The organism is Halomonas sp. BC1 (assembly GCF_002078135.1).
Classification (GTDB): domain Bacteria; phylum Pseudomonadota; class Gammaproteobacteria; order Pseudomonadales; family Halomonadaceae; genus Vreelandella; species Vreelandella stevensii.
The window spans coordinates 112,226-124,444 of record NZ_LFGS01000008.1; the positions used below are offsets into that span (position 1 = coordinate 112,226).

10 protein-coding genes are annotated in these 12,219 nt (G+C 61.4%); 7 read left to right on the plus strand and 3 right to left on the minus strand.

The genetic code is table 11. From position 1 onward, the window contains the following. The first annotated feature begins 57 nt into the window (after positions 1-57). From nusA to B7L72_RS07845, 7 genes are all read left to right on the plus strand, one after another. Positions 58-1,572: a transcription termination factor NusA gene (gene nusA, locus B7L72_RS07815; protein WP_026001951.1), complete on the plus strand. Its 1,515-nt coding sequence runs from the start codon at positions 58-60 to the stop codon at positions 1,570-1,572. A gap of 27 nt (positions 1,573-1,599) precedes the next feature. Further along, the gene (gene infB / locus B7L72_RS07820) at positions 1,600-4,140 is read left to right on the plus strand and encodes a translation initiation factor IF-2 (RefSeq protein WP_081193554.1); all 2,541 of its coding nucleotides are present in this window, start codon (positions 1,600-1,602) and stop codon (positions 4,138-4,140) included. 17 nt (positions 4,141-4,157) lie between these two features. After that, positions 4,158-4,571, plus strand: coding sequence for a 30S ribosome-binding factor RbfA (rbfA, locus tag B7L72_RS07825; protein WP_016915926.1), 414 nt, complete (start codon positions 4,158-4,160; stop codon positions 4,569-4,571). Then, on the plus strand, positions 4,571-5,491 hold the full coding sequence (gene truB, locus B7L72_RS07830; protein ID WP_016915927.1) for a tRNA pseudouridine(55) synthase TruB: 921 nt from the start codon (positions 4,571-4,573) through the stop codon (positions 5,489-5,491). Before rbfA ends, truB begins: the two co-directional genes overlap by 1 nt. A gap of 118 nt (positions 5,492-5,609) precedes the next feature. Then, a complete protein-coding gene (gene rpsO, locus B7L72_RS07835) occupies positions 5,610-5,879 on the plus strand; it encodes a 30S ribosomal protein S15 (protein WP_016915928.1) in 270 nt (89 codons plus the stop codon). 137 nt (positions 5,880-6,016) lie between these two features. Next, complete coding sequence (gene pnp / locus B7L72_RS07840; RefSeq protein ID WP_081193556.1) at positions 6,017-8,179, plus strand: polyribonucleotide nucleotidyltransferase; 2,163 nt, start codon at positions 6,017-6,019, stop codon at positions 8,177-8,179. A 119-nt stretch (positions 8,180-8,298) separates the two neighbouring features. Then, on the plus strand, positions 8,299-9,468 hold the full coding sequence (locus B7L72_RS07845) for an MFS transporter (protein ID WP_016915930.1): 1,170 nt from the start codon (positions 8,299-8,301) through the stop codon (positions 9,466-9,468). A gap of 63 nt (positions 9,469-9,531) precedes the next feature. Here the strand turns inward: B7L72_RS07845 and B7L72_RS07850 are convergent, their stop codons facing one another. The 3 genes from B7L72_RS07850 to panC all read right to left on the minus strand — a co-directional run bounded on the left by B7L72_RS07850 (position 9,532) and on the right by panC (position 12,208). Beyond that, entirely contained in the window at positions 9,532-10,710 is a 1,179-nt protein-coding gene (locus B7L72_RS07850; protein ID WP_016915931.1) for an acetyl-CoA C-acetyltransferase, read from the minus strand. A 224-nt stretch (positions 10,711-10,934) separates the two neighbouring features. Further along, entirely contained in the window at positions 10,935-11,315 is a 381-nt protein-coding gene (panD, locus tag B7L72_RS07855) for an aspartate 1-decarboxylase (protein ID WP_016915932.1), read from the minus strand. 32 nt (positions 11,316-11,347) lie between these two features. Further along, a complete protein-coding gene (panC, locus tag B7L72_RS07860) occupies positions 11,348-12,208 on the minus strand; it encodes a pantoate--beta-alanine ligase (RefSeq protein ID WP_016915933.1) in 861 nt (286 codons plus the stop codon). Positions 12,209-12,219: the final 11 nt, after the last annotated feature.

Below are 12,219 nucleotides of genomic sequence, written 5' to 3' on the forward strand. Positions count from 1 at the left end.
TTCCGGTAGATGCCGGGTCGGCGCACAAAAGGACAGGTTTTCTGGCGAGGCATACGCATGAGTAAAGAAATCTTAATGGTCGTGGACGCGATCTCCAACGAAAAAGGCGTCCCCCGTGATGTAATTTTCGAAGCGGTAGAAGCCGCGCTGGCCAGCGCGTCGCGCAAGCGTTTCGAGCAGGAAGAAGCCAATGTGCGGGTGCGTATCGACCGTAAAACCGGCGACTACGACACCTTCCGCTACTGGACCGTCGTGGAAGACGATGAGTTCGAGACGCCCGACTACGAAATCAAGCAGAGCATCGCCGAGCAGCGGGATCCGCCGCTGGCGTTGGGCGATGTGGTCGAGCAGAAGATCGAAAACGCCATGTTTGGCCGCATTGCGGCACAAACTGCCAAGCAGGTCATCGTCCAAAAGGTGCGCGAAGCCGAGCGTGCCGAGGTCGTGCGTCAATACGCAGACCGTGAAGGCGAGCTGGTGGCCGGTATCGTCAAGAAAACCACCCGTGATGGCCTGATCATCGACCTGGGCGAGAACGCCGAAGCGTTCCTGCCGCGCAACGAGATGATTCACGGCGAGCGCTACCGCATGAACGAGCGAGTGCGTGCGCTGCTGGTCAAGGTGGACCCGGATGCCCGTGGTGCCCAGCTGCAGCTGTCGCGTACCTGCCCGGAGTTCATCATCGAGCTGTTCAAGATCGAGGTGCCGGAAATCGCCGAGCAGCTGATCGAAATCAAAGGGGCGGCTCGCGACCCCGGCTCTCGGGCCAAGATCGCGGTAAAAACCAACGACCGCCGTATCGACCCGGTGGGCGCTTGTGTGGGTATGCGTGGTTCGCGGGTGCAGGCGGTCTCTTCCGAACTGCAGAACGAGCGCGTCGATATCGTGCTGTGGGATGACAACCCGGCGCAACTGGTCATCAATGCCATGGCGCCTGCCGATGTGGCGTCTATTCTGGTGGACGAAGACGCCCATGCGATGGACGTGGCGGTCGCCCAGGACAACCTGGCCCAGGCCATTGGTCGCAGCGGCCAGAACGTGCGCCTGGCGTCCGAGTTGACCGGCTGGCGTATCAACGTCATGACCGAAGACGAGGCGGAATCCAAGCGCGAGCAGGAGATCGATAGCCTGGTGGACACGTTCGTTCAGCACCTGGAAGTGGACGAAGACGTTGCCCGCCTGCTGGTTGAAGAAGGGTTCACCACCCTGGAAGAAGTTGCCTACGTGCCGCTGGAAGAGATGCTCGAAATCGAAGAGTTCGATGAAGAGCTGGTGGAAGAGCTGCGTGCACGCGCAAAAGACGAGCTGCTGACGATGGCGATTGCCTCGGAAGAAGCGCTGGACGGTGCCCAACCAGCGGATGACCTGCTGGAAATGGACGGTATGGAGCGCCACCTGGCCTTCATTCTCGCCAGCCGCGGCATTGTCACAATGGAAGATCTCGCCGAGCAGTCTGTCGACGATCTGGTCGATATCGAGGAGTTGGACGAAGCGCGCGCAGCGGCACTGATCATGACTGCCCGTGCGCCCTGGTTCGAAACCGACGACACATCGGATTCGAACACACAGTAAACAGGTCACGGGCTGAGGAGGGTCACTATGTCGGATATGACAGTTAAAGATTTTGCAGTGAAGGTGGGCCGCGATGTGCCCCGCCTATTGGAACAGATGAAAGAAGCCGGTTTGCAGCACGCCTCGGAAAGCGACGCCGTGTCTGAAGAAGACAAGCAGACGCTGCTGAGCTTTCTGAAGAAGAGCCACGGCGGCAGCGACAACGAGCCGAGCAAGAACCGCATCACCCTGACGCGTAAAACCCGTAGCCGCATCAAGACCGGCGAGCGCGGTAAAACCATCGAAGTTCAGGTGCGCAAGAAGAAGACCTACGTCAAGCGTGAAGAAGAGAAGCCCAAGGCTGCCGAGCCCCAGCACTCTGGCCCGCGCCAGCTGGTAGGCGACATGGCCGAAGCGGAAGCCGAGCGCAAAGCGCAGGAAGCCCAAGCGGCGGAAGAGAAAGCCGTTGCCGCAAAAGCCAAGGCGGCTGAAGACGCTGCACGCAAAGCAGCGGAAGAGCAAGCCAAGGCCAAGGCGGCAGAAGTGCCGGACATCGCCGTGCCTGACCTGGAAATCGACGATGCACCGACGGGTGAAGACCTGCCGCCTGCACCGCCGAAGGAAGGTCGTACCGACCGTCGCACGGCACCGCCCAAGAAAACCGCTGCCAAGAAAAAAGGCCGCGACGATGACGACGATCGCGGTGATCGCGAAGAGCGCAAGCGTGGCGGTGGCGGCAAGAAGGTCAAGCGTGCCGAGCGCCGTGGTGGTCGTCGTGGCGGCGCCAGCCAGAGCGGCAACGGCAAGCACGGCTTCCAGAAGCCGACTCAGCCGATCGTGCGTGAAGTCTCGATCCCTGAATCGATCAGCGTTGCCGAGCTGGCCGACAAGATGTCGATCAAGGCCAACGAAGTCATCAAGGCCATGTTCACCATGGGCGCGGCGGTGACCATCAACCAGACCATCGACCAGGATACTGCGGCGATCGTCGTGGAAGAGATGGGTCACAAGGTCAAGCTGGTGAAGGATGACGCGCTGGAAACGGAAATGCTGGAAGGCATCTCCTACGAAGGTGAAGAGATCACCCGCTCACCCGTGGTGACCGTCATGGGTCACGTTGACCACGGTAAGACCTCGCTGCTGGACTACATTCGTCGTGCCAAGGTCGCCACCGGCGAAGCGGGCGGTATTACCCAGCACATCGGTGCTTACCACGTGGAAGACAACCACGGCGGTGTCACCTTCCTGGATACCCCCGGTCACGCGGCGTTTACCGCCATGCGTGCTCGTGGTGCCAAAGCCACCGACGTGGTCATCCTGGTCGTGGCTGCCGACGATGGCGTGATGCCGCAAACTGTTGAAGCGATCGAGCACTCCAAAGCGGCTGAAGTGCCCATGGTCGTGGCGGTGAACAAGATCGATAAAACGGGCGCGGACTTCGACCGCATTCGTAACGAGCTGTCACAGCACGGCGTGATCTCCGAAGAGTGGGGCGGTGACACTCAGTTTGTTCACGTGTCCGCCAAAACCGGCGAAGGCATGGAAGACCTGCTGGAAGCGATCCAGCTGGCCTCCGAAGTGCTTGAGCTGACGGCTGTTCCGTCGGCGCCTGGCAAAGGTGTCGTCGTCGAGTCTCGCCTGGACAAAGGCCGTGGCCCGGTGGCTACCGTGCTGGTTCAGAACGGTACGCTGAAGAAGGGCGATATCGTGCTGGCAGGCCTGCACTACGGTCGCGTTCGTGCGCTGACCAATGAGCTGGGTCAACAGGTCGATACCGCTGGCCCCGCCATGCCGGTCGAGATCCAGGGTCTCGACGGCACGCCGGATGCCGGTGACGACTTCATGGTCGTGGCCGACGAGAAGAAAGCCCGTGAAGTGGCCAACTTCCGTCAAGGCAAATACCGCGAAGTGCGCCTGGCGCGTCAGCAGAAAGCCAAGCTGGAGAACATGTTCAGCCAGATGGGCCAGGACGAAGTGGCCAAGGTCAACATCGTCCTCAAAGCCGACGTTCAGGGGTCACTGGAAGCCATCAAGGGCGCTCTGGAAGAGCTCTCCACCGACGAAGTGCAAGTGGCGGTGGTCTCCTCCGGCGTGGGTGGTATCACCGGAACCGACGCCAACCTGGCGCTGGCGTCTGAAGCCATTGTGGTCGGCTTCAACGTACGTGCCGATGCCGCAGCCCGTGAGATCATCGAGCGTGAAGGTCTGGATCTGCGCTACTACAGCGTCATCTACCAGCTGATCGACGAGGTCAAGCAGGCGATGAGCGGTATGCTTGCCCCCGAGTGGAAAGAAGAGATCGTGGGCGTGGCCGAAGTACGCGATGTCTTCCGCGCGCCGAAGATCGGTGCGGTGGCTGGCTGTATGGTCGTCGAAGGCACGGTTTCCCGCAGCAAGCGTATCCGCGTTCTGCGTGACAACGTGGTCATCTACGAAGGCGAACTCGAATCGCTGCGCCGCTTCAAGGACGACGTACAGGAAGTGCGTAACGGCATGGAGTGTGGCATCGGCGTGAAGAACTACAACGATGTTCAGGTCGGCGACAAGATCGAAGTCTTTGACCAAGTGAAGGTCGAGCGCAGCCTGTAAGGCAGCGAGGAGTCAACATGCGCGAATTCAAGCGTACCGACCGGGTAGCCGACCAGCTCCAGAAGGAGCTGGCGGTACTGATCCAGCGGGAAGTAAAAGACCCGCGTCTTGGCATGATCACGGTGAGCGGCGCTGCCGTCAGCCGTGACCTGGGCTACGCCGATATCTATGTCACCCTGCTGGGTGAACAGGAGCCCGAGCGTATCAAGGAAAACCTGCAGGTGCTCAAGCGCGCCTCGGGGTTTCTGAGAAGCCAGATTGCCAAGCGCATCAAGCTGCGCCACGTGCCCGAGCTGCGTTTTCATTACGATGAAAGCGTGGTGCGTGGCCAGCACCTCTCATCGCTGATCGACGAGGCGGTCTCTACCGACCGTGCCCGCCAATCAGATGACGAGGACGACACCGACGCCCAGGGTGAGGAGACGCGCTAATGGCTCGTCGCCGTCGCGGATTACCGGTGAATGGCGTGGTGCTGCTGGACAAGCCCAAGGGCATTTCCAGCAACCATGCACTCCAGCGTGTGCGCCGTCTGTTCGAGGCGCAGAAAGCCGGGCATACCGGCACGCTGGACCCCATGGCAACGGGCTTGCTGCCCATTTGCCTGGGGGAAGCCACCAAGTTTTCCGCACACCTGCTGGAAGCCGACAAGATGTATCGCACCCGGGTCGAACTGGGCGTGATCACCGACACCGGCGATGCCGAGGGTAACGTCATCGAGCGGCGTGAGGTGCCAAGCCTCACCGCCGAGGATGTGGAGGCCGTGCTGGTCCGCTTTCGTGGCGAGATCGACCAGGTGCCGCCCATGTATTCGGCGTTGAAGCACCAGGGCAAGAAGCTCTACGAGCTGGCGCGCGAGGGCAAGCAGGTTGAACGTGCAGCACGGCGGGTTAGCGTGTATGATGCGCGCCTGCTGGCGTTCGAGGGTCATGCCTTCGAGCTGGAAGTCAGTTGCAGCAAGGGAACCTACATCCGAACCCTGGCCGAAGACATTGGCCTGGCGCTGGGGTGTGGTGCCCACATCAGTCAACTGCGCAGGCTCAAGACCGGCCCCTTCGGTGGCGACGCCATGTGGACCCTGGAGGCGCTGGAAGCGCTGGCAAGTCAGGCCCATCGCGAGGCGGAACTGATGCCCGTCGATGTGCTGGTGGATCATCTGCCATCGCTCAGCGTGGACGATGCTGCCTATGACAGGCTGGCCCACGGGCAGTCGGTGCAGCTGGCCAGTGGCGAGTTGGCAGCAGATGCGCTGGCACGACTTTATCACGCCGAGACCTTTATCGGTCTTGGCGTTGTAAAAGGGCCGCAGGAAGTGGCTCCCAAGCGACTGTTGAGTACGGTCGCTCGTTCGTAATTTCGCCGTGAAAACGTTGCAAGGATGCGGCGATTTGCGCGAAAATAGTAGCTTGAGACTGCAAATATGCGTGGTCTCACCCATTCATTTTTAGGCATATTGCTTACTGGAGAGACAGATGGCATTAACCGCTGAGAAAAAGGCCGAAATCGTCAACGAATACGGCCGCGGCGACAACGACACCGGTTCCCCTGAAGTGCAGGTTGCACTGCTGAGCGCCAACATCAATGGCCTGCAGGACCACTTCAAGACCAACAAGCAGGATCACCACTCTCGTCGTGGTCTGATCCGCATGGTAAACCAGCGTCGTAAGCTGCTGGACTACCTGAAGCGTAAGGATTTCGAGCGCTATCAGTCTCTGATCCAGAAACTGGGTCTGCGTCGCTAAGCAGTCACGGCAACGATTCAAAACGGGCAGCTCCTTGCGAGCTGCCCGTTTTTTTGTTTGAGGTAGCCGTCAGCCGCGTCAACGCCTAGAATGGTGGCGAGTCAAAACGACCCAAGCGAAAAGACAAGTAGCTATTAATGTTAAAGGAAGTCGCCGTGAATCCGGTCAAGAAAACGTTCCAATACGGTCGTAGCACCGTCACCCTCGAAACTGGGCGTATCGCTCGCCAAGCCACTGGTGCCGTCATGGTCACCATGGACGAGACCGTCGTACTGTGTACGGTGGTGGCGAAGAAAGACGTCAATCCCGCCCAATCCTTCTTCCCGCTCTCGGTGCACTACCAGGAAAAGACCTACGCGGTCGGCAAGATTCCTGGCGGCTTCTTCAAGCGTGAAGGTCGCCCCACCGAGAAAGAGACCCTCACGTCACGGCTGATCGACCGCCCCATTCGCCCGCTGTTTCCCAAGGGCTTCATGAACGAAGTGCAGGTGATCTGTACCGTTCTGTCGACTGACCGCAACCATGATCCGGATATTGCGGCCATGCTGGGCACCTCGGCAGCGCTGAGCATCTCAGGCGTTCCGTTCAATGGCCCGATTGGCGCTGCGCGCGTGGGCTTCAACGAAGAGCAGGGCTACTTCCTGAACCCCACCGTCGAAGAGCTGACCACCTCCGAGCTGGACATGGTGGTGGCCGGTACCGAAAACGCCGTGCTGATGGTGGAGTCGGAAGCTCAGGAACTGCTGGAAGACGAAATGCTGGGGGCCGTACTGTTCGGCCACCAGGAGATGCAGGTGGCGGTCAACGCCATCAAGGAACTGGCCGCTGAAGCAGGCAAGCCGCGCTGGGACTGGCAGCCGCCCGCCGAAAACGTGGCGCTGAAAACCGCCATGGCCGACGCGTTCGAAGCTAAAGTGGGCGATGCGTACCGCATTACCGACAAGATGGCGCGTCAGGATGCGCTGGCCGAGCTGAAAGAGGCTGCTTTGGCCCAGCTGGTGGCTGAAGAAGGTGACTCCTCGGAAGGCAAGTTCAGTGCCGATGACGTCAAGGGGGCCTTTGCGGCGCTGGAGAAGCGCGTGGTGCGCTCTCGCGTCGTCAAGGGCGAGCCGCGCATCGACGGCCGCGACAACGTCACCGTGCGCCCGCTGGCCATCGAAGTCGGTGTGCTGCCCAAGACTCACGGCTCGGCCATCTTCACCCGTGGCGAAACCCAGGCCATCGCCGTGGCGACACTGGGTACGCTGCGCGACTCGCAGCTGATCGAGTCGCTGGAAGGCGAGCGTAAAGACCGCTTCATGCTGCACTACAACTTCCCTCCCTACTCGGTGGGTGAAGCAGGCTTCATGGGTGGCCCGAAGCGTCGTGAAATCGGTCACGGCCGTTTGGCTCGTCGTGGCGTCCAGGCCATGCTGCCCTCCGAAGAAGATTTCCCCTACACCATTCGCGTGGTGTCGGAAATCACCGAATCCAATGGTTCCAGCTCCATGGCCTCGGTCTGTGGCTCCTCGCTGGCGCTGATGGACGCAGGCGTTCCGCTGAAAGCCCCGGTGGCGGGTATTGCCATGGGTCTCGTCAAGGACGAAGACGGCTACGCGGTGCTGACCGACATCCTGGGTGACGAAGACCACTTGGGCGACATGGACTTCAAGGTAGCGGGTTCTGAAGAGGGTGTTACGGCCCTGCAGATGGACATCAAGATCGAAGGCATCAACGAAGAGATCATGGAAACCGCGCTGCAGCAGGCTCACGATGCGCGTATCGGTATCCTGGCGCAGATGAACGCCGTGATCAGCCAAAGCCGTACCGACGTCTCCGAGAATGCGCCTTCCATGGCCACCATCAAGATCGATCCGGACAAGATCCGTGACGTCATCGGCAAGGGCGGTGCTACCATCCGCAAGATTTGCGAAGACACCGGCGCGTCCATCGACCTCGATGACGACGGCACCGTGCGCATCTATGCCGAAGACAAGGCGGCGGCCAAGAAGGCCATCGATACCGTACTGGCCATCACGGCAGAAGCGGAAATCGGCAAGCTCTACCAGGGCAAGGTCGTGCGCATCGCCGACTTCGGTGCTTTCGTGAACATCATGCCGGGTACCGATGGCCTGGTGCATATCTCGCAAATCGTCGCCGAGCGCGTCAACAACGTGCGCGATTTCCTCAACGAAGGTGACGACGTCGTCGTGAAGGTGCTGGATATCGACAACCGCAACCGCGTGAAGCTCTCGATCAAAGAGATCACCGAGGAAGAGAAGGCCGCGTTTGCCGCTGCCGAGGCGGATATCGCAGGCTAATCGGCCACCCGCGTATGACCACCGCCCCTGCAGCCCCTGGCTGTGGGGGCGGTGTCGTTTGGTAGCCCCGCATATTTGAAGCCCCACGTATTTTGATAGACCCATACAGAGGAAGCAGCATGGAGCAGCAGGAGTCACCGCGCTGGTGGGCGGTGGTCGCCGTGATGATCGGCATCTTTTTACTGGTAACCGCCGAGCAGCTGCCCATTGGGCTGCTCTCGCAGGTTGCCGCAGACATGGGCGTGACCCCCGGCATGGCCGGATTGATGGTTACCGTGCCGGGAGTAGTGGCGGCGTTTTCTGCCCCCTTGCTGCCGGTGGCCGTCGGCCGTCTGGACCGCCGCATCATGCTGACGCTGATGATGGTGGTGATGGTCATTGGCAGCCTGCTGTCGGCCCTGGCCACGACCTTTATCTTTCTCCTGGCCGCCAGGGTGCTGGTGGGGATGAGTATTGGCGGTTTCTGGGCCATTGCTGGCAGCATTGCGCCGCGCCTGGTGCCGGCGCATCAGGTGGCCCGTGCCATGACCATCATCTTCGGAGGCGTGGCGGCAGCCTCGGTGCTGGGCGTGCCTTTGGGGACCCTGCTGGGGGATGCCAGCCACTGGCGGGTGGCCTTCGGCGCCCTTGGCGGCTTGAGCCTGCTCACCGCCGTGGCGCTATGGGTGTGGTTGCCGCCGCTTCCACCCCGGGAGCCGGTGCGCTTGCGCATGCTGGCGCAGCAGCTGCAAAACCGAGGCGTTCGGGTCGCCGTGCTGACCACCGGTCTGGTGGTGGTTGGGCACTTCGTGGCGTACACCTTTATCAGCCCAATCCTGCAGGAGATCAGCGGCGTGGCCCAGCGGCATGTAGGCAGCCTGCTACTGCTCTATGGGGCGGCAGGCATTCTGGGCAATATCGCCGCTGGGGCTTTTGCCGGGCGCCATCCTTATCGGGCGGTGTTGGTCATCCCCAGCCTGCTGCTGGTGGTAGTCGGGCTGTTTCCGCTGCTGGGCGTGCAACCGACCAGCGGTGTGCTGCTGCTGATGCTGTGGGGCGCCGTGTTTGGCAGCGTCTCGGTCAGTATCCAGACCTGGATTCTGCGCACGGCCCCCAATACCGAAGCCGCCACGGCGCTGATGGCGTTTGTCTTCAATATGTCGATTGGCCTGGGCGCCATGGTGGGCGGTCAGGTGGTGGACAGCACCAGCCTGCCGGTGACCATGTGGGCATCGGCGGGGCTGTTCCTGCTGGGGATGTTGCTGGTATGGCGCACCCCCGCGCGCATCGTGGGGGAAAAGCACCGCTAGCCGTCAGGCAAAAAAATGCCCCCGCGTGTGCGGGGGCAGTCATCACAGCGCGAGTGCGCGGTATCAGGGGCGCTCGATGGCCAGCGCCACCCCTTGCCCACCACCGATACACAGGGTGGCCAGGCCCTTCTTGGCATCGCGGGCGATCATTTCGTGGAGCAGCGTGACCAGCACGCGGCAGCCGGAGGCGCCGATGGGGTGGCCAATGGCAATGGCGCCGCCGTTGACGTTGACCTTCGAGGTATCCCAGCCCAGCTCCTTGTTGACCGACAGCGCCTGAGCCGCGAAGGCTTCGTTGGCTTCGACCAGGTCCAGGTCATCCAGGCTCCAGCCCGCTTTTTCCAGGCAGCGGCGGGTGGCCGGTGCCGGGCCAATGCCCATGATGGCCGGGTCGACCCCTGCGTTGGCGTATGCGGCAATGCGTGCCAGCGGCTCCAGGCCCAGCTCTTTGGCTTTTTCAGCGGAGCACAGCATGACCACGGCAGCACCATCGTTGAGCGATGAAGCGTTGCCGGCTGTCACGGTGCCATCTTTCTTGAAGGCAGGGCGCATGCCGCCCAGCTTCTCGGCAGACACTTCGCGCGGGTTTTCGTCAGTATCAAAAACCACCGGGTCGCCTTTACGCTGGGGGACTTCCACCGGCACGATCTGGCCTTTGAACTTGCCCTCTTTGATGGCGGCGGCGGCTTTTTGCTGCGAAGCGGCGGCAAATTCGTCCATCTCTTCCCGGGTGATGGCGTATTTTTCGGCCAGGTTTTCGGCGGTGATGCCCATGTGGTAGTTGTTGAACGCGTCCCACAGGCCGTCGTGGACCATGGAATCGATGGCTTTCCAGTCGCCCATGCGCTGGCCGTTACGCGAATTCGGCAGGATGTGCGGGGAGGCTGACATGTTTTCCTGGCCGCCTGCCAGGATGATCTCGGCATCGCCACAGCGAATGGCCTGAGTGGCCAGGTGCAGCGCCTTGAGGCCGGAGCCACAGACCTTGTTGATGGTCATGGCCGGCACGCTCTCTGGCAGGCCTGCCTTGATGGCGGCCTGGCGAGCGGGGTTTTGGCCAACGCCTGCGGTCAGTACCTGACCCAGCAGCACTTCATCGATCTGTTCAGGAGCCACGCCCGTCGATGCCATGATGTCTTTGATGACCAGCGCGCCCAGGTCGCTGGCAGGAATACCGGCAAGTGAACCGCCAAATGAGCCTACAGCTGTGCGGCGAGCCGCCACAATGACCACGTCTTGCATACATTGACTCCTTGAGTGAGTGTTGCATCGTTCCTATGGCAGATAGACGTGTCGCCTATCTCTTGTTATTAGCGACGTTACTGCGTGTCGTGTCAGGCTTGGCTACCAGCATAGGGGAAGGTTGTGCATTGCGGCAATACGCTTTTTTTGGCAAATAAAAACGGGCCGATCAACGGCCCGCTGGAAACATCGTTTCTGAACTGTCGTTTCTCAATGCATGCGTCTTACGCCAGCTGTACCGGTATGGCATTGCTGGTGTGGCTGACGTGGTTGCCTTCCTGCAGGTAGACCAGCGCGGGCTGGTGCTGCTCCACTTCGGCTTCGGAGTAGTGGGCGTAGCTGCAGATGATGATGCGGTGCCCAGGCGAGGCCAAATGCGCCGCCGCGCCGTTGATGGAGATCAGCCGTGAGCCTTCCTCGCCGCGAATGGCGTAGGTGGTGAAGCGTTCGCCGTTCTCCACGTTGTAGATCTGGATCTGTTCGTTTTCGCGGATCCCGGCCATGTCCAGCAGCTCGCCGTCGATGGCGCAGGAGCCTTCGTAGTTGAGCACGGCGTGGGTGACGCGGGCCATGTGCAGCTTGGCCTTGAGCATGATGGTATGCATGAAAACTCCTGGATGACGAGCCAGCCTAACGGCTAGCTCCGGGCAGCCTTGGGTAGCTGCACACTGATGTTATCGATAAGCCGTGCCGGGCCGAGTTTGGCAGCCGCCAGCAGAACGGCCTGGTGGGTGGACGGCGTGACCGGGCTGAGTTCGGTGTCACGCAGCTCCAGATAGTCGGGCGTAAAGCCGGCATCATACAGCGCAGCCTTGCCGCGTTGTAGTACCTGTTCGGTGGGTTCGCCTTGCCCCAGCGCCTCGCGTAATGCGCACAGCGTGCGATATAGCGCAGGCGCCTGGGCGCGCTCTTCGGCACTGAGGTAGCCATTGCGCGACGACAGGGCCAGACCGTCCTCGGCACGCACGATGGGCACGCCCAGAATCTCGATGGGCATGTGCAGGTCGGCGACCAGCTTGCGGATCACCGCCAGCTGCTGATAGTCCTTTTCGCCAAAGCAGGCGACATCGGGCTGAACCAGGTGGAACAGCATACTGACCACCGTCGAGACGCCATCGAAGTGGCCAGGGCGTGACCCGCCGCATAGCCCTTCGCCCACCACCGGCACGTGAACGCGGGTTTGTGCCGCCAGGCCATTGGGGTAGAGCGCGCTCACCGTGGGGGCGAACAGAACATGGCAGCCCGCCTCGGTGAGCTGGGCCTGGTCGGCCTCGAAGGTGCGCGGGTAGGCATCCAGGTCTTCACCCGGGCCAAACTGCATCGGGTTGACGAACAGGCTGGAGACCACCACGTCCGCGTGCTGCCGGGCGGTGGCCACCAGAGCCAGGTGACCGGCATGCAGGTTGCCCATGGTGGGCACCAGCGCAATACGCTGCCCCTGGCGCCGATATTCGCGCAGCATGGCGCGTAGCTCGTTGATATCTCGCAAAGTGCGCATAGGAAATTCGC

Bases quoted from the DNA above. Each gene is read 5' to 3' on its own strand.
- nusA (WP_026001951.1), top strand. From the start codon at position 58: ATGAGTAAAGAAATCTTAATGGTCGTGGACGCGATCTCCAACGAAAAA.
- infB (WP_081193554.1), top strand. From the start codon at position 1,600: ATGTCGGATATGACAGTTAAAGATTTTGCAGTGAAGGTGGGCCGCGAT.
- rbfA (WP_016915926.1), top strand. From the start codon at position 4,158: ATGCGCGAATTCAAGCGTACCGACCGGGTAGCCGACCAGCTCCAGAAG.
- truB (WP_016915927.1), top strand. From the start codon at position 4,571: ATGGCTCGTCGCCGTCGCGGATTACCGGTGAATGGCGTGGTGCTGCTG.
- rpsO (WP_016915928.1), top strand. From the start codon at position 5,610: ATGGCATTAACCGCTGAGAAAAAGGCCGAAATCGTCAACGAATACGGC.
- pnp (WP_081193556.1), top strand. From the start codon at position 6,017: ATGTTAAAGGAAGTCGCCGTGAATCCGGTCAAGAAAACGTTCCAATAC.
- B7L72_RS07845 (WP_016915930.1), top strand. From the start codon at position 8,299: ATGGAGCAGCAGGAGTCACCGCGCTGGTGGGCGGTGGTCGCCGTGATG.
- B7L72_RS07850 (WP_016915931.1), bottom strand. From the start codon at position 10,710: ATGCAAGACGTGGTCATTGTGGCGGCTCGCCGCACAGCTGTAGGCTCA.
- panD (WP_016915932.1), bottom strand. From the start codon at position 11,315: ATGCATACCATCATGCTCAAGGCCAAGCTGCACATGGCCCGCGTCACC.
- panC (WP_016915933.1), bottom strand. From the start codon at position 12,208: ATGCGCACTTTGCGAGATATCAACGAGCTACGCGCCATGCTGCGCGAA.